Source organism: Streptomyces sp. NPDC049954, from assembly GCF_040656295.1.
GTDB lineage: Bacteria > Actinomycetota > Actinomycetes > Streptomycetales > Streptomycetaceae > Streptomyces.
Window position 1 is genome coordinate 80,384 of sequence record NZ_JBFALS010000009.1, and the last position, 14,866, is coordinate 95,249.

A 14,866-nucleotide genomic window follows, 5' to 3' on the forward strand; every position below is an offset into this window, starting at 1 on the left:
GCCCGCGACGGCCTCCGAGGCGGACGCTCCTCCGGCGCGGCCCACACCCATGACACGGACCGGTGGTCTTCCCCGGTCGAGTTCCGCCGGGATCATTCGAGATCGGCCTGCCCGGGACCGGGACGGGCCGGACGTTCACCGCGCGCCGGGGGAGCGTCCGCCTCGGAGGCCGTCGCGGGCTCGGGGCCCCCGCCTGCCCCGCTGCCCTCGGTCGCGGGCACCGGGGACGAGTCGCCCGGGGTGGCCGTGCCCGGCAGGCCGTGGGTCGCGAAGTGCGCCAGGACCGCGATCACCGCGCCCGCCAGCGGAGCCACCAGGAACAGCCACACCTGACTCATCGCGTTGTTGTCCGCGAACACCGCGGGCCCCAGGGCCCGGGCCGGGTTCACCGAGGTGCCGGTCAGCGGAATGCCCAGCAGGTGGATCAGTGCGAGGCTCAGGCCGATCGCGATGCCCGCCGGGCCCTTCGCCCCCTTGCCGTGCGTCGTGCACAGCACCACGAAGACGAGCAGCGCGGTCAGGATCGTCTCGGCGAGGAAGGCGCCGCCCGCGGTGATCTGCACGAGGGAGTTGGCCCCGTACCCGTCCGTGCCGAAGGAGCCGCGGCCGGCCGCCTTGAAGATCGGCACGGAGTTCGCGAGCCACGCCAGCAGCGCGGCTCCGGCCAGGCCGCCGGCGAACTGGACGATCCAGTAGCAGACCGCCGTGACCGGTGAGATGCGCCGGGCCAGGGCCATGCCCAGTGTGACGGCGGGGTTGACGTGGCAACCGGAGATCGGGCCGATCGCGTAGACCAGCGCGAGCAGGACGAAGCCGAAGGCCAGCGCGATGCCCAGGACCCCCACGAAGGGTTTGGCGAAGATCGCCACCCCCACCGCGAAGAACACCAGCGCGAGCGTCCCGATGAACTCCGCCACCAGTGCGTGCGGATCGACGTCCAGGGCCCGGTGCACCGGCGAGGAGGGAGCGTCCCGCGGGACCGTGGCAGTTGTGCTGCTCATGACATCCCCTTCGGAGGAGGGCGACAGCCAGGTGCGACGAGGTGCACGGGAGCCGCTCCAGTCCTGCACCGCGTCCAGCCTCTTTGATGACTTTTAGACGGTATCGCCCCATTAGGGTGATGTCGCGTTGAGTGACATGGCGCCCATGGACTCCGGCCGTCTCCCGCACCGCCGCCTGCCGCGGGCGCGAGCGCGATTACCCTGGACGCGCCCGCGCCCCGCCCCGAAAGGCCGCATGATGACCACCGGTTCGCTCCCCGCCTCCGCCGAACTCCGCTTCCGCCCCGCCACCCCGGACGACGTGAAGGCACTGGTGGACCTGATCCAGTCGGCCTACCGGGGTGAGGGCAGCCACGCCGGCTGGACCACGGAGGCCGATCTCCTCAAGGGGCGGCGCACCGATGAGAAGAGCGTGCTGGAGGTCATGGAGGTCCCCGGTACGGTCCTGCTGACCGCCGAGCGCGAGGGCGAACTCGTCGCCTGCTGCCAGCTCGCGCACCGGGACGGGCACGCCTACTTCGGGATGTTCGCCGTGCGGCCCACGCTCCAGGGCGCCGGCCTCGGCAAGGTCGTCCTCGCGGAGGCCGAACGCCAGGCGCGGGCGTGGGGCGTGGGGGAGATGCGGATGACCGTCATCAGCGTCCGCGAGGAGCTGATCGCCTACTACGAGCGCCGGGGTTTCCGCCGGACCGGGGAGCTGGCGCCCTTCCCGTACGGCGACGAGCGCTTCGGCCTTCCCCAGCGCGCCGACCTCGCCTTCGAACTGCTGGTCAAGCCGCTGGACTGAGGCGGCGCGGGCCTCGGGCCCGATCTTTCCGGCGCCGGAAACCGCACTGCGGCTCCGGCGCCGCGATGCCCGGAGGCCTCAGACCTCGCCGTCGCGGGAGCGCTGCACCTCCCGCAGGATCTCCGGGTAGTCCGTCGTCACCCCGTCGAGTCCGAGAGCCCGGGCGAGCGCGAGCTTCTCGCGCGTGTTCACCGTCCACGCGGTCACCCGCAGTCCCGCTTTACGGGCCAGCTCGACCGTCTCCAGGGTGATCCGCCGGATGTTGAGGACCAGGCCCATCGCGCCGACCGCGCTCGCGCGCTCCACGACGTCGGCGCCGAAGCGGCTCGCGACCAGACAGGTGCGCACCCCCGGGACGAGGCGCGCGGTCTCGGCCAGCGCCTCGTCGTGGAACGAGATGACCTCGACCCGCTCGACGAGACCGCGGCGGTTCAGTACCTCGGCCAGCGACCGGGCCGCCGCGACGTCCTTGATCTCGGCCTGCAGCGGGCCCGTGATCGTGTCGAGGGCCTCCTCGAAGACGGGGACGCGTTCCCCCTGACCGGCGTCCAGGGCGCGCAGCTCGGCGAGTGTCAGGTCGGCGATCGCGCCGCTGCCGTCGGTCGTGCGGTCCACTTCCGCGTCATGCATGATGACCAGAGCGCCGTCCTTGCTCAGATGCAGGTCCAGCTCGACGAGGTCCAGCCCCTCCTGCTCGGCGCGCGCGAAGGAGCGGAGGGTGTTCTCCGGCTCCACGCCCATCACACCCCGGTGCCCGATGGTGAGGAACTGCTCCACGGTGGTCTCGCTTCCGTCCGGCTGCTGTGCGTACGCGACCCTAGCCCGGACCTCCCCGCGCCGCTGCCGCGAGCGGGAAGAGCTTGCCGCGTTCCCCGGGGCACACCCGTCCGGTCCGTGTCGAAAGGCTGGCGATCAACGCGTGAACACGGAAAAAAAGACGGTACGTAAGGGGATCGGCAGGATATTTTGCGGATCTGCCCTTGTTCCGGGAAAGCGCCTCCGCCTAGGCTGGCGGTACGAGAGTTTTTTCTGTGGAGGCTGAGATATGACGGACATTCTTGTGCGACCGGCCGGGATGAGTTCCCTTCCTTCCGCTTCCGGTCTCACGCGCCATCCGGCCTGGGCCGAGCTCAAGGGTGCCGTCGAGGAGATCCGCCCCTGGCAGTCGAAGGACGGGTCCGTCGACTTCACGGCCGAGGGTGCGCCTTCCCGCGAGCAGGCGGCTGATGCCGTGCGGCGCATGACGACCGCCGTGACGACGCTCTCCCCGCTGGTCGCGCACGACGCCGCCTACCACGAGGCCCTCGTCGGCGACCTGCGCCGCTGGACCGAGGACGGCTTCGGTGTCCCCGACTTCCTCGACTCACTGCTCGCCTTCCAGCCCGCCGCACGACGCGAGGACGGCCTCGAACACCTCGTCCTCTTCCCGATGTACACACAGAACGGCAACCCGGACCGCAACTTCGAGGCCGTCGCCCTGCGCATGGTGTGGCCCGGCTGGCTGGCCGAGCTGGAGCGCACCCGCTACGACAATCCGCTGTTCTGCGGCATCACCTTCGAGGACTTCACCGCGGGCTACGACACCCACTCGGCCGTCCTCTTCCCCGAGACCATCGCGGTGCGCGAGGCCCCCGAGCGCTTCAGCTGGGGCGGCATCTTCTGCGACCGGGAGGCGGCCCGCTTCCGCCGGGTCAGCGAGGCCGCCGTGGACGTCCTCGGCATCGAGCTGCCCGAGGACGTGCGCGCGCTCCTCGGCGACCAGGGCCGCTGCCAGGAGGCCTTCGTGCTGTGGGACATGGTCCACGACCGCACCCACAGCCACGGCGACCTGCCCTTCGACCCCTTCATGATCAAGCAGCGCCAGCCGTTCTGGATGTACGGCCTGGAAGAGCTGCGCTGCGACCTCACCGCCTTCCGGGAGGCCGTGAAGCTGGAGGTCGACGGGGTCGCCCAGGCCCGCGACGTGCAGTACGCCGTCCTCTTCGACCGCATGTTCCGCTTCCCGGTGACCGGCGAACGGGTGCGCAACTACGACGGCCTCGGCGGTCAGCTCCTCTTCGCCTACCTGCACCAGCACGACGTGGTGCGCTGGACCGACAACACCCTGAAGATCGACTGGGCGCGGGCCCCGCAGATCACCAACCAGCTGTGCGCCGAGATCGAGACGCTCTACCGCGAGGGCATCGACCGCCCCAAGCTCGTGCACTGGTTCGCCGGCTACGGACTGGTCTCCCGCTATCTCGCCCCGCACCCCGGATCGCGCTGGGCCAAGGGCCCCGACGCCCTGGACCTGTCCCTTCCGCCGCGCAAACTCGTCGACGAGGTGCTTCCCGACGAGTTTCCGCTCAGCATGTTCTATGAGGCGCTTTCCAAGAAGCTCAGGAGTGTGATCGCCTCGACCAGGGGCATCACCGCGGTGAACACGGAAAGCGCGTCGGCGTGAGCCACTTCGGCCCGGAGGTGACCGGTATGGACAACAACGAGATCGGCGACAGCGCAGGAACCCTGGACGGAGCCGTCATCGCGGTCGCGGGCGCCGGGGGACCCGCCGGCCACGCCGCCCTGCTGCGTCTCGCCCAGGCGGGCGCGACCGTCGTCGGGGCCGACGCGGACCCCGAGCGGCTGGCCGAGGGGGTCGACGCGGCGCGCTACGCACACGGCGGGGCCACCGTCATCGGCGACACCGTCGACCTGCTCGACGGCCCGGCCACCACCCGCTGGGCGGAGGGCATCGAGAAGGAGTTCGGCCACATCGACGGCCTGGTGCACCTCGTCGGGGGCTGGCGCGGCAGCGCCTCCTTCGACGCCACCGACCTCATGGACTGGGATTTCCTCGAAAAGCTGCTGATCAGGACCGTCCAGCACACCTCGCTGGCCTTCCACGAGGCGCTGCGCCGCAGCGACCGGGGCCGGTACGTCCTCATCAGCGCGGCCGGGGCCAGCCGGCCCACCTCGGGCAACGCCTGCTACTCGGCGGCGAAGGCCGCCGCGGAGGCGTGGACCCTCGCCCTCGCCGACTCCTTCCGCAAGGCGGGGGGCGAGGCCGGACCGAGCGCGGCGGCTACGATCCTCGTCGTGAAGGCGCTGGTGAGCGACGCGATGCGCGCCGAACGCCCCAGCGCGAAGTTCGCGGGCTACACCGACGTCAAGGAACTGGCCGACACCGTCGCCGGAATCTGGGCGCGGCCCGCCGCGGAAGTGAACGGAAACCGCCTGTGGCTGACCAAGAAGCCGTGACCGTGGTGGCGACGGCCGCCCGCCGCCGCCACGACCCCGAGATACGTGGCTTCGCGAGTGACAACTACGCGGGGGCGCACCCGGAGGTCCTGGCCGCCCTCGCCCTCGCCAACGGCGGCCACCAGGTCGCCTACGGCGGGGACGCGTACACCGAACATCTCCAGGAGCTGATCCGGGAGCACTTCGGCCCGCGCGCCGAGGCGTTCCCCGTCTTCAACGGCACCGGGGCCAACGTGGTCTCGCTCCAGGCGCTCACCGACCGCTGGGGCGCCGTGATCTGCGCCGAGTCCGCGCACATCAACGTCGACGAGGGCGGCGCCCCCGAACGCGTCGCCTCGCTCAAGCTCCTCACCGTGCCCACCCCGGACGGCAAGCTCACACCCGAGCTGATCGACCGGCAGGCGTACGGCTGGGAGGACGAGCACCGCGCGATGCCGCAGGCCGTCTCGATCACCCAGTCCACCGAACTGGGCACCCTCTACACCCCGGACGAGATCCGGGCGATCTGCGAGCACGCGCACGAACGCGGAATGAAGGTCCACCTCGACGGCTCCCGCATCGCCAACGCGGCGGCCGCCTCCGACCTGCCCGTACGCGCGTTCACCACCGACGCCGGGGTGGACATCCTCTCCTTCGGTGGCACCAAGAACGGCATGGTCTTCGGGGAGGCCGTCGTCGTGCTCGCCCCCGAGGGCGTGCGGCACATGAAGCACCTGCGCAAGCTGTCCATGCAGCTCGCCTCGAAGATGCGCTTCGTCTCCGTGCAGCTCGAAGCGCTCCTCGCCGACGGTCTGTGGCTGCGTTCGGCCCGGCACTCCAACGCGATGGCCAAGCGCCTCGCGCAGGCGGTGGGCGCCGTCGAGGGTGTCGAGATCATCTACCCGGTGCAGGCCAACGGGGTCTTCGCACGCCTGCCGCACGACGTGAGCGAACGTCTCCAGAAGCGCTACCGCTTCTACTTCTGGGACGAACCGGCCGGCGAGGTCCGCTGGATGTGCTCCTTCGACACCACGGAGGAGGACGTCGACGGTTTCGTCGCCGCCCTCAAGGAAGAGCTGGCGCGCTGAGACCGCGGCCTCCTGGCCGGCTCCGCGTCACCGCCGGGCCGGCCAGGAGGCCGCGCCGGTCAGCCGGCCTCGGCCTGCTTGACCTCGGCCGGGGTCGGCGCGGTGCCGCCCAGGTGGGCCGGCATCCACCACAGGTCGTCGGGCCCCTTGGGGCGGACCGGGTACGCGCGCTGGGCGGCCTCCAGGAGTTCCTGCACCCGCTCCCGCAGCCGCCGGGTGATGGCGCCCGCGTACTGGTCGGCCGGAGCCTGCAGGCGCTCGCCGACCCGGACGGTCACGGGGATGTGGCTGCGCTTGAAGTTGCGCGGCCGGCCCTTGGTCCACAGGCGCTGCGTGCCCCACACGGCCATCGGCACGATCGGTACCCCGGCCTCCTGCGCCATGCGCACCGCGCCGGTCTTGAAGGTCTTCAGCGTGAACGAGGGCGAGATGGTGGCCTCGGGGAAGACCCCCACGATCTCGCCCGAGCGCAGCGACTCCAGGGCGTGCGCGTACGCCTTCTCGCCCTGCTTGCGGTCGACGGGGATGTGCTTCATCCCGCGCATCAGCGGGCCGGAGACCTTGTTCTGGAAGACGGACTCCTTCGCCATGAACCGCACGAGGCGCTTCTGGGGGAGAGCGGCGAGCCCGTCGAAGATGAAGTCCAGGTAGCTGATGTGGTTGCTGACGACGACGGCGCCGCCGGTCCGTGGGATGTTCTCCGAACCCTTGCAGTCGATCTTGAGATCGAGCGCCGCGAACATCGTGCGCATGAGGCCGATGACCGGGCGGTAGACGAGTTCTGCCATGGGTGGGGAGGACCCTTCGTCTCTGCCGACACCTGGGGGACGAGGTGTCCGGCGGTAAGTTACGCAGCCGTAGGTTTTGCGGCGTTGCGCAGATGGTGCCTGAAGAACGAACCGGTGACCAGCCCTGGTGCCCGTCCGACACGAGATCCTCGTCACGTCGGAACCGCCTGACCTCCCCTTCTGTCGCTCGCGGCCCGTAAACCGCTCCTCCCGGTGGTTTGCCTGGACGGCTTTGCGGAAGGGGGCGCCCGGCGCGTGCCGGGCGCCCCTCGGTCAAGGGGAATGAGGTGCCGCACCCAGGCGCTGGATACTGACGGGGCACAGCGAGAAGGGACCGTACGTGACGCAGGAGCAGTCCTCGCAGGATTCATCCCCGCAGGGGCGCGAGCACGCCGTGAAGGGGGAGGCCGGGACGTTCCCCGCATGGGACGGCACCTTGGGGGAGCGGGCCACCCTGGTCCAGTTCTCGACCGCCTTCTGCCAGCCCTGCCGGGCGACACGCCGGGTGCTCGCGGAAGTGGCCGTGCTGGTGCCGGGGGTCGCCCATGTGGAGGTCGACGCCGAGGAGCGCCTCGCGCTCGTGCGCGCCCTCGGGGTCGAGCGCACCCCCACGGTGCTGGTCCTGGACTCCTCGGGCCGTGAGGTGCGGCGCGCCTCGGGAGCGCCCCGCAGGGCGCAGGTGCTGGCGGCGCTGGCAGAGGCTCTGTGAGCGCCGCCGTGCCCCGTCTGCGGGCGTAGGCAAGGTCACAGTTCAAAGCGCTTGCTCAGCGGGCAGATTCTGGGTGTACTGGCGAGTAATATTTCGGCCGGAGCGCGGGGCGCCCCAGCCGGAATCCGCCTCTTCGGGCGCCTATGCTGCGGGCAAGACGCAGCGAAGAACTGACGATGCAGTAGGAGAGCCGGCGTGAGCTTGAGGATCGTTGTCTGTGTGAAGTATGTGCCGGATGCGACGGGGGACCGGCACTTCGCCGATGACCTGACGCTGGACCGTGACGACGTGGACGGTCTGCTGTCGGAGCTGGACGAGTACGCCGTCGAACAGGCCCTGCAAATCGCCGACGAGGCCGACGACGCGGAGATCACGGTGCTGACCGTGGGCCCCGAGGACGCCAAGGACGCGCTGCGCAAGGCGCTCTCGATGGGGGCCGACAAGGGCATCCACGTCGAGGACGACGACCTGCACGGCACCGACGTCTTCGGCACCTCCCTCGTGCTCTCCAAGGCCATCGAGAAGGCCGGTTACGACCTGGTCGTGTGCGGCATGGCCTCCACCGACGGCACCATGGGTGTCCTCCCGGCGCTGCTGGCGGAGCGCCTCGGCGTGCCGCAGGTGACCCTGCTGTCCGAGGTGTCCGTCGAGGACGGCACCGTCAAGGGGCGCCGCGACGGCGACACGGCCAGCGAGCAGCTGGAGGCGCGGCTCCCGGCCGTCGTGTCCGTCACGGACCAGTCGGGCGAGGCGCGTTACCCCTCCTTCAAGGGCATCATGGCCGCGAAGAAGAAGCCGGTGGAGTCCTGGGACCTGGAGGACCTGGAGATCGAGTCCGACGAGGTCGGTCTCGAAGGCTCCTGGACCAAGGTCGAGTCGGCCGACGAGCGACCGGCGCGCACGGCGGGCACGATCGTCAAGGACGAGGGCGAGGGCGGAAAGCAGCTCGCCGAGTTCCTCGCGGGTCAGAAGTTCATCTGATCCGGGAGCCGGCCCGCCGGGGCCGCCCGGACACCCCGTTCCGTCCGTGTCCGCCCCCGGCCCCCTCCCTGTTTCCTCTCTCACTTCTCGCACGCGCAGGAGAGCATTCCCATGGCTGAAGTACTTGTCTATGTCGATCACGTGGACGGTGGCGTCCGCAAGCCGACACTGGAGCTGCTGACCCTGGCCCGCCGCATCGGCGAGCCGGTCGCGGTGGCGCTGGGCCCCGGTGCCGGCGCCACGGCGGCCACCCTCGCCGAGCACGGCGCGGTCAAGGTCCTCACCTCCGAGGCCGCCGAGTTCGGCGACTACCTGGTGGTTCCCAAGGTCGACGCCCTCCAGGCCGCTCATGACTCCGTGTCCCCCTCGGCGGTGCTCGTGCCCTCCTCGGCCGAGGGCAAGGAGATCGCCGCCCGCCTCGCGCTGCGGATCGGCTCCGGCCTGATCACGGACGCGGTCGACCTGGAGGCCGGCGCCGACGGCCCGGTGGCCACCCAGTCGGTGTTCGCCGCCTCGTACACGACGAAGTCGAAGGTGTCCAAGGGCGTCCCGGTCATCACCGTCAAGCCGAACTCGGCGCCCGTCGAGCCCGCCCCGGCGGCCGGTGCGGCCGAGGAGCTCGCGGTCTCCTTCTCCGACAAGGCGACCGGCACCAAGGTCACCTCGCGCACCCCGCGCGAGTCCACCGGCCGTCCCGAGCTGACCGAGGCCGCGATCGTGGTCTCCGGCGGTCGCGGCGTCAACGGCGCCGAGAACTTCTCGGTCATCGAGGCCCTCGCCGACTCGCTCGGCGCCGCCGTGGGCGCCTCCCGCGCCGCCGTGGACGCGGGCTGGTACCCGCACGCCAACCAGGTCGGCCAGACCGGCAAGTCGGTGTCCCCGCAGCTCTACATCGCCTCCGGCATCTCCGGCGCGATCCAGCACCGCGCGGGCATGCAGACCTCGAAGACGATCGTCGCGATCAACAAGGACGAGGAGGCGCCGATCTTCGAGCTGGTCGACTACGGCGTCGTCGGCGACCTGTTCAACGTCGTCCCGCAGCTGACCGAAGAGGTCACCGCGCGCAAGGGCTGACCCGCCCCGTTCGTGCCCGACGAGGCACCGGGCCCGGGTTCGTACGGCGGGAACGCCGCACGGACCCGGGCCCGGTGCCTCGTCGGGCACCATTGACCGCGCGCCTCGCCCCGGACTAGGTTCCTTCAACAGATTGTTGACCTGGAGCGGGAGGGGGCCCGATGGGCCGACAGGACGCAGTGCGCACGAGTCTCGACGAGCGGACCGTCTCCCGGATCGCCGCCCTGCTCGCCGCGGTGGACGAGGACCTGATCCGCCGTTACCCGGGCGACCCCGGCACCCGCCAGCCCGTGCACACGGTGTACGTCCCCGCCGACGGCTTCACCGCCGACACCGTCCGCACCTGGGGCGATCAGGCCCTCGCCGCACTCGACGCGCACGCCCCGGACGCCGACACGCTCGCCGCCGTCCTCCATCTGCCCCAGGAACACGCCGGGCCCGTGTACGAGCGGGTGCGCGCCAAGCTCCTCGCCGAGCCCGTGGAAGACCTCCGCATCGACTTCGAGGACGGCTACGGGCTGCGACCCGACGCGGAGGAGGACGCCGACGCCGCCCGCGCGGCCCGGCTGGCCGCCGCCGCCTGCGCCGCGCCCGACCCGGCCCGCACCCCGCCCACCCTGGGCGTCCGGATGAAGTGCATGGAGGCGGCCGTCCGGGAACGCGGCATCCGCACCCTCGACATCTTCCTCAGCACGCTCGCGGAGGCCTCGGGCGGACTGCCGGACGGCCTCGTGCTGACCCTCCCCAAGGTGACGTACGCCGAGCAGGTCACCGCGATGGCCCGGCTGCTCGACCAGTTCGAGAAGACGCTCGGTCTCGCCCCGGGCCGTATCGGTTTCGAGATCCAGATCGAGACCTCCCAGTCCGTCCTCGGCGCCGACGGCACGGCCACCGTCGCCCGCATGATCGAGGCCGCGGAGGGCCGGGCGACCGCCCTGCACTACGGCACCTTCGACTACAGCGCCGCGCTCGGTGTCGGCGCGGCCCACCAGTCGCCGGACCACCCGGCGGCCGACCACGCCAAGGCCGTCATGCAGCTCGCCGCCGCCGGGACGGGGGTGCGGCTCTCCGACGGCTCGACCAACGTCCTCCCGGTGGGCACCACCGACCGGGTCCACGCGGCCTGGCGGCTGCACCACGACCTCGTGCGCCGCTCGCTGACCCGCGCCTACTACCAGGGCTGGGACATGCACCCCGCGCATCTGCCGACCCGTTACGCGGCCGTCTACACCTTCTACCGCGAGGACTTCGCCCGCACCGCCGAACGCCTCGCGGCGTACGCCTCCCGCACGGGCGGCGACGTCCTGGACGAACCGGCGACGGCCCGCGCCCTGAGCGGTCACCTCCTGCGCGGCCTCGACTGCGGGGCCCTCGACCTCGCGGAGGTCACCGCGGCCGCCGGTCTCGGCCGTGCGGAACTGGAGCGCTTCGCGGGTCGCGCCCAGCCCGCGGGCCCGGTCCTCAACTGGGGGGCCTGAGCCCGTCCAGCGTCAGATCGAGGAGCCGCTCCGCCTGTTCCCGCTGCTCGGGCGCGGCGGAGGTGAGGGCGATGCCCGCGAGGGCGGCGAACATGTCGGTGGGACGGATGTCGGAGCGGATCTCACCGGCCGCGACCCCGGCCCGCATCAAGGTGTCGAGGGCCTCCTGGATCAGCCGGTGGCTGTCGGCGTACGGGTTGGTGCCCGCGTCGACCACGGCGGACAGCGCCCGCGCCATGCCGCGTTTGGCCGTCGCGTAGTCGATGAAACGCCGCGTCCAGGCGCGCAGCGCCTCCCCGGGCGGCAGGGTCTCCAGGAGGCCGGGAACGGCGTCGCACAGGCGGGCCACCTCGTTGCGGTGCGCCGCCTCGATCAGGTCCTCCCGGGTCGGGAAGTTGCGGTACAGCGTGCCCGAACCCACGCCCGCCTCCTTGGCGATGCGCTCCAGATGGGCGTCGAGCCCCTCCTCCGTGAACGCCCGCACCGCCGCTGCCAGGATCTTCTCCCGGTTGCGCCGCGCGTCGGCGCGCAGCGGACGCCCCGCCTCCTGTGCCATCCCCGGCTCCCCTCGCTCCCCGCTTGCTAAGTGGGGACGCCTCCACTTACTCTCGAACCGAAGCGGGGGCGTCTCCGCTTTCACAGTAGGGCATACCCCGTACCCGTGGCCTGCTCTTTTTCCCTCCTGCGTAAGGACTGACCGTCATGTCAGGAATCGAAGGCAAGGTCGTGGTGATCACCGGCGCCAGCAGCGGCATCGGTGAGGCGACCGCCCTCCTGTTCGCCGAGCGCGGCGCCAAGGCGGTCCTGGGCGCACGCCGCCCGGAGCGACTGGAGGCCCTGGCCGGGCGGATCGAGAGGGCCGGCGGGGAGGCGGCCTGGCTGCCCACCGACGTACGCCGCCGCGGCGACCTCCAGGCCCTGGTGGGACGGGCCAGGGAGCGCTTCGGCGGAATCGACGTCCTGGTCAGCAACGCCGGGGTCGGGCTCATCTCCCCGCTCGACGAACTGCGCGTCGACGACTGGGAGGAGATGATCGACGTCAATCTCAAGGGCGTCCTGTACGGGATCGCCGCCGCGCTCCCCGTCTTCCGGGAGCAGGGCAGTGGACACTTCGTCAACACCGTCTCCACCGCCGGACTGCGGATCGTCCCGCTCCAGTCGGTGTACGCGGGAACCAAGAACGCGGTCCGCACGATCTCCGAGGGCCTGCGTCAGGAGGCCGGAGCCGGCTTGCGCGTCTCCGTCGTCTCGCCGGGCTTCGTCCGCACGGAGTTCGCCGACTCCATGCCCGACCCCGAGGTCCGGGCCCGGATCAGCGAACGGATGGAGGACATCGCCATCCCGCCGGAAGCGGTGGCCCGCGCCATCGCCTTCGCTGTCGAGCAGCCGGACACCGTCGACGTGGGCGAGATCGTCGTACGCCCCACGGCGCAGGACTGAGCGGACGGAACCGCGCCGTCCGGGCAGGGCAGGCGGCACGCGCCGCGGCCACGCCGGGTCTCAGGCCGCCGGCCGGATCTCGCCCGAGCCGCGGGCGATCAGCCGGGTGGGCAGCAAGAACTGCTCGGACCGGTTCACCGCGCCGTCCAGGCGCTGGAACAGCCGCTGCGCCGCCGTACGCCCGAGCTGAGCCGCGTCCTGGGCCACGACCGTGACGCCGGGGCGCAGGAGGTCGGCGAGTTCGAAGTCGTCGAAGCCCACGAGGGCCACCGGGCGCGGATGCTCGGTCAGGACCCGTACGACGGTGACGGTGACCCGGTTGTTGCCCGCGAAGATCGCCGTGACCGGATCCGGACCGCTCAGCATGGTCAGGGCGGCCTGCGCCACCCGGTCGGGGTCGGTGACGCCCAGCGAGACCCAGCCCTCCTGCGGCGCGATACCCGCGTCCTCCAGGGCGGCCCGGTAGCCGCGCAGCCGCTCCGCCGCCGTGTGGATGCGCGGCATGTCACCGATGAAGCCGACCCGGCGGTGGCCGTGGGCCAGGAGGTGGGCCACCCCTTCGCTCGCGCCGCCGAAGCTGTCGGACAGCACCACGTCCGCGTCGATGCCGCCCGCGGGGCGGTCCACGAACACCGTGGCCACGCCGGCGGCGATCTCCGGCTGGAGGTAGCGGTGGTCGTCGCCGGCGGGGATCACCACCAGGCCGTCCACCCGCCGCGCGCACAGCGCGAGCGCGAGTTCCCGCTCGCGCTCGGGGTCCTCGGCGCTGGATCCGTTGATCAGCAGCGCCCCGTGCGCGCGGGCCACCTCCTCCACCGCGCGGCTGAGCGGACCGTAGAACGGGTCTGCCAGATCCTCCAGGACCAGGCCGATACTCGCCGTACGCCCCTTGCGCAGAACGCGGGCGCTGTCGTTGCGCCGGAAGCCCAGGGCGTCGATGGCCTCCTGCACCCGGCGTTCGGTGTCGGGGGTCACCCCCGGTTCTCCGTTGACCACGCGGGAGACTGTCTTCAGGCCGACCCCGGCCCGCGCTGCCACGTCCTTCATCGTCGGTCGGTTCCCGTAGCGGTTCACGGGGCGGCGGGCGGTCTTTGCCACGAGTGTGGTCCTGTCCTGTTGTCGTCAGGGGCGTGGCGTCGAGCATAGAACCTAGACAACGTTGTCAGTGCCGGGAGATACTGGACGTCGAGTTGTCTCCACTGCTTTCACCAGGAAGATTCGGACACGCATGCACACGGACCTCGTCGCCGCGCTCGACATCGGCGGCACCAAGATCGCTGGAGCACTGGTCGACGACCGGGGCGGGATTCTTGTGCGGGCCCAGCGGCCCACGCGGGCGCAGGAGGACGGCGAGAGCGTCATGGGGGCCGTGGCCGCCGTGCTCGGCGAACTGGCCGAGGACGCGCGCTGGGAGGGGGTGCGCGCCCTGGGTATCGGCAGCGCGGGACCCGTGGACGCCCTCAACGGCACGGTCAGCCCCGTGAACGTCCCCGGCTGGCGCGGTTTCCCGCTCGTGGAACGGGTCGGCAAGATCATCGGTGATCTGCCCGTGAGCCTCGTCGGCGACGGAGTGGCGATCGCCGCCGCCGAACACTGGCAGGGGGCGGCGCGCGGGCACGACAACGCGCTGTGCATGGTCGTGTCGACCGGGGTGGGTGGCGGGCTGGTGCTGGGCGGCGCGGTCCGTCCCGGGCCCACCGGAAACTCCGGCCACATCGGTCACATCAGCGTGGACCTGGACGGCGATCCGTGCCCCTGCGGAGGACGGGGCTGTGTCGAACGCATCGCGAGCGGGCCCAACATCGCCCGCAGGGCGCTGGACAACGGCTGGCGCCCCGGGCCCGACGGTGACGCCACGGCGGCCGGGGTCGCGGCCGCCGCGCGAGCCGGAGACCCGGTGGCGCGGGCCTCCTTCGAGCGTGCCGCCCAGGCGCTCGCGGCCTCGATCGCCGCCACCGCCACCCTCGTCGAGATCGACATCGCGGTGATCGGCGGCGGCGTGGCGAACTCGGGCGACCTGCTGTTCGCGCCGCTGCGTGAGGCGCTCAAGGACTACGCGACGCTGTCCTTCGTGCAGGGGCTGACCGTGGTGCCCGCGCAGATGGGCAACGACGCCGGCCTCGTCGGTGCGGCGGCCGGGGCGCTTCAGGAGGCGGCCGGCTCCACCGGGCGTCCGGGCCGGGCCGGCTGACCGCTTCCACCCGGCCGGGACGGACGGCAGCCGCCCGCACGTCCACCGTCGTCCCGGCCCCTGGCGCGTGCCGCAGGAGAGTGGCGCGCCCGGGGCGCGTGCGGAAGTAAGGA

15 protein-coding genes are annotated in these 14,866 nt (G+C 71.8%); 10 read left to right on the plus strand and 5 right to left on the minus strand.

What is annotated here, in order from left to right; genetic code table 11:
• Positions 1–92: 92 nt before the first annotated feature.
• Positions 93–1,001: an aquaporin gene (locus AB0J21_RS21685; protein ID WP_363147701.1), complete on the minus strand. Its 909-nt coding sequence runs from the start codon at positions 999–1,001 to the stop codon at positions 93–95.
• A 238-nt stretch (positions 1,002–1,239) separates the two neighbouring features.
• On the opposite strand from AB0J21_RS21685, the gene AB0J21_RS21690 reads away from it, so the two are divergent.
• Positions 1,240–1,788: a GNAT family N-acetyltransferase gene (locus AB0J21_RS21690; RefSeq protein ID WP_363147941.1), complete on the plus strand. Its 549-nt coding sequence runs from the start codon at positions 1,240–1,242 to the stop codon at positions 1,786–1,788.
• Positions 1,789–1,866: 78 nt separating this feature from the next.
• On the opposite strand, the gene AB0J21_RS21695 is transcribed toward AB0J21_RS21690, so the two are convergent.
• Entirely contained in the window at positions 1,867–2,529 is a 663-nt protein-coding gene (locus tag AB0J21_RS21695; RefSeq protein ID WP_363147942.1) for a glycerophosphodiester phosphodiesterase family protein, read from the minus strand.
• Positions 2,530–2,833: 304 nt separating this feature from the next.
• Between AB0J21_RS21695 and AB0J21_RS21700 the strand changes: the two genes are divergently transcribed.
• Genes AB0J21_RS21700 through AB0J21_RS21710 form a run of 3 tightly spaced genes read left to right on the plus strand, consistent with a single transcriptional unit; the run spans position 2,834 to position 6,092 of the window.
• Positions 2,834–4,231, plus strand: coding sequence for a DUF6421 family protein (locus tag AB0J21_RS21700; protein ID WP_363147702.1), 1,398 nt, complete (start codon positions 2,834–2,836; stop codon positions 4,229–4,231).
• Between the two features lie 26 nt (positions 4,232–4,257).
• Entirely contained in the window at positions 4,258–5,025 is a 768-nt protein-coding gene (locus AB0J21_RS21705) for an SDR family oxidoreductase (protein ID WP_363147703.1), read from the plus strand.
• On the plus strand, positions 5,004–6,092 hold the full coding sequence (locus AB0J21_RS21710) for a low specificity L-threonine aldolase (RefSeq protein ID WP_363147704.1): 1,089 nt from the start codon (positions 5,004–5,006) through the stop codon (positions 6,090–6,092). The genes AB0J21_RS21705 and AB0J21_RS21710 overlap by 22 nt, the downstream gene beginning before the upstream one ends.
• 59 nt (positions 6,093–6,151) lie before the next feature.
• Here the strand turns inward: AB0J21_RS21710 and AB0J21_RS21715 are convergent, their stop codons facing one another.
• Entirely contained in the window at positions 6,152–6,880 is a 729-nt protein-coding gene (locus AB0J21_RS21715) for a lysophospholipid acyltransferase family protein (protein ID WP_363147705.1), read from the minus strand.
• Positions 6,881–7,274: 394 nt separating this feature from the next.
• Here AB0J21_RS21715 and AB0J21_RS21720 point away from each other — a divergent pair, with 394 nt between their 5' ends.
• From AB0J21_RS21720 to AB0J21_RS21735, 4 genes are all read left to right on the plus strand, one after another.
• Positions 7,275–7,589, plus strand: coding sequence for a thioredoxin family protein (locus AB0J21_RS21720; RefSeq protein ID WP_363147943.1), 315 nt, complete (start codon positions 7,275–7,277; stop codon positions 7,587–7,589).
• Positions 7,590–7,784: 195 nt separating this feature from the next.
• Entirely contained in the window at positions 7,785–8,570 is a 786-nt protein-coding gene (locus AB0J21_RS21725) for an electron transfer flavoprotein subunit beta/FixA family protein (RefSeq protein WP_363147706.1), read from the plus strand.
• 111 nt (positions 8,571–8,681) lie between these two features.
• Positions 8,682–9,644 carry an electron transfer flavoprotein subunit alpha/FixB family protein gene (locus tag AB0J21_RS21730; RefSeq protein WP_363147707.1) on the plus strand — a complete coding sequence of 321 codons (963 nt, stop codon included), beginning with the start codon at positions 8,682–8,684 and terminating at the stop codon, positions 9,642–9,644.
• 161 nt (positions 9,645–9,805) lie between these two features.
• Positions 9,806–11,122 (plus strand): aldolase/citrate lyase family protein, encoded by a 1,317-nt coding sequence (locus AB0J21_RS21735; RefSeq protein ID WP_363147708.1) that lies wholly within the window; start codon positions 9,806–9,808, stop codon positions 11,120–11,122.
• Here the strand turns inward: AB0J21_RS21735 and AB0J21_RS21740 are convergent.
• Entirely contained in the window at positions 11,106–11,678 is a 573-nt protein-coding gene (locus AB0J21_RS21740; protein WP_363147709.1) for a helix-turn-helix domain-containing protein, read from the minus strand. The genes AB0J21_RS21735 and AB0J21_RS21740 overlap by 17 nt on opposite strands.
• A 146-nt stretch (positions 11,679–11,824) precedes the next feature.
• Here AB0J21_RS21740 and AB0J21_RS21745 point away from each other — a divergent pair, with 146 nt between their 5' ends.
• Positions 11,825–12,562, plus strand: coding sequence for an SDR family oxidoreductase (locus tag AB0J21_RS21745; RefSeq protein WP_363147710.1), 738 nt, complete (start codon positions 11,825–11,827; stop codon positions 12,560–12,562).
• Positions 12,563–12,622: 60 nt separating this feature from the next.
• Here the strand turns inward: AB0J21_RS21745 and AB0J21_RS21750 are convergent, their stop codons facing one another.
• Positions 12,623–13,660, minus strand: a complete 1,038-nt coding sequence (locus AB0J21_RS21750; protein ID WP_363147711.1) for a LacI family DNA-binding transcriptional regulator — start codon at positions 13,658–13,660, stop codon at positions 12,623–12,625.
• Positions 13,661–13,790: 130 nt separating this feature from the next.
• Between AB0J21_RS21750 and AB0J21_RS21755 the strand changes: the two genes are divergently transcribed.
• Positions 13,791–14,753: an ROK family protein gene (locus AB0J21_RS21755; RefSeq protein WP_363147712.1), complete on the plus strand. Its 963-nt coding sequence runs from the start codon at positions 13,791–13,793 to the stop codon at positions 14,751–14,753.
• Positions 14,754–14,866: the final 113 nt, after the last annotated feature.

Bases quoted from the DNA above. Each gene is read 5' to 3' on its own strand.
- AB0J21_RS21715 (WP_363147705.1), bottom strand. From the start codon at position 6,880: ATGGCAGAACTCGTCTACCGCCCGGTCATCGGCCTCATGCGCACGATG.
- AB0J21_RS21735 (WP_363147708.1), top strand. From the start codon at position 9,806: ATGGGCCGACAGGACGCAGTGCGCACGAGTCTCGACGAGCGGACCGTC.
- AB0J21_RS21740 (WP_363147709.1), bottom strand. From the start codon at position 11,678: ATGGCACAGGAGGCGGGGCGTCCGCTGCGCGCCGACGCGCGGCGCAAC.
- AB0J21_RS21690 (WP_363147941.1), top strand. From the start codon at position 1,240: ATGACCACCGGTTCGCTCCCCGCCTCCGCCGAACTCCGCTTCCGCCCC.
- AB0J21_RS21700 (WP_363147702.1), top strand. From the start codon at position 2,834: ATGACGGACATTCTTGTGCGACCGGCCGGGATGAGTTCCCTTCCTTCC.
- AB0J21_RS21685 (WP_363147701.1), bottom strand. From the start codon at position 1,001: ATGAGCAGCACAACTGCCACGGTCCCGCGGGACGCTCCCTCCTCGCCG.
- AB0J21_RS21695 (WP_363147942.1), bottom strand. From the start codon at position 2,529: ATGGGCGTGGAGCCGGAGAACACCCTCCGCTCCTTCGCGCGCGCCGAG.
- AB0J21_RS21705 (WP_363147703.1), top strand. From the start codon at position 4,258: ATGGACAACAACGAGATCGGCGACAGCGCAGGAACCCTGGACGGAGCC.
- AB0J21_RS21745 (WP_363147710.1), top strand. From the start codon at position 11,825: ATGTCAGGAATCGAAGGCAAGGTCGTGGTGATCACCGGCGCCAGCAGC.
- AB0J21_RS21755 (WP_363147712.1), top strand. From the start codon at position 13,791: ATGCACACGGACCTCGTCGCCGCGCTCGACATCGGCGGCACCAAGATC.
- AB0J21_RS21730 (WP_363147707.1), top strand. From the start codon at position 8,682: ATGGCTGAAGTACTTGTCTATGTCGATCACGTGGACGGTGGCGTCCGC.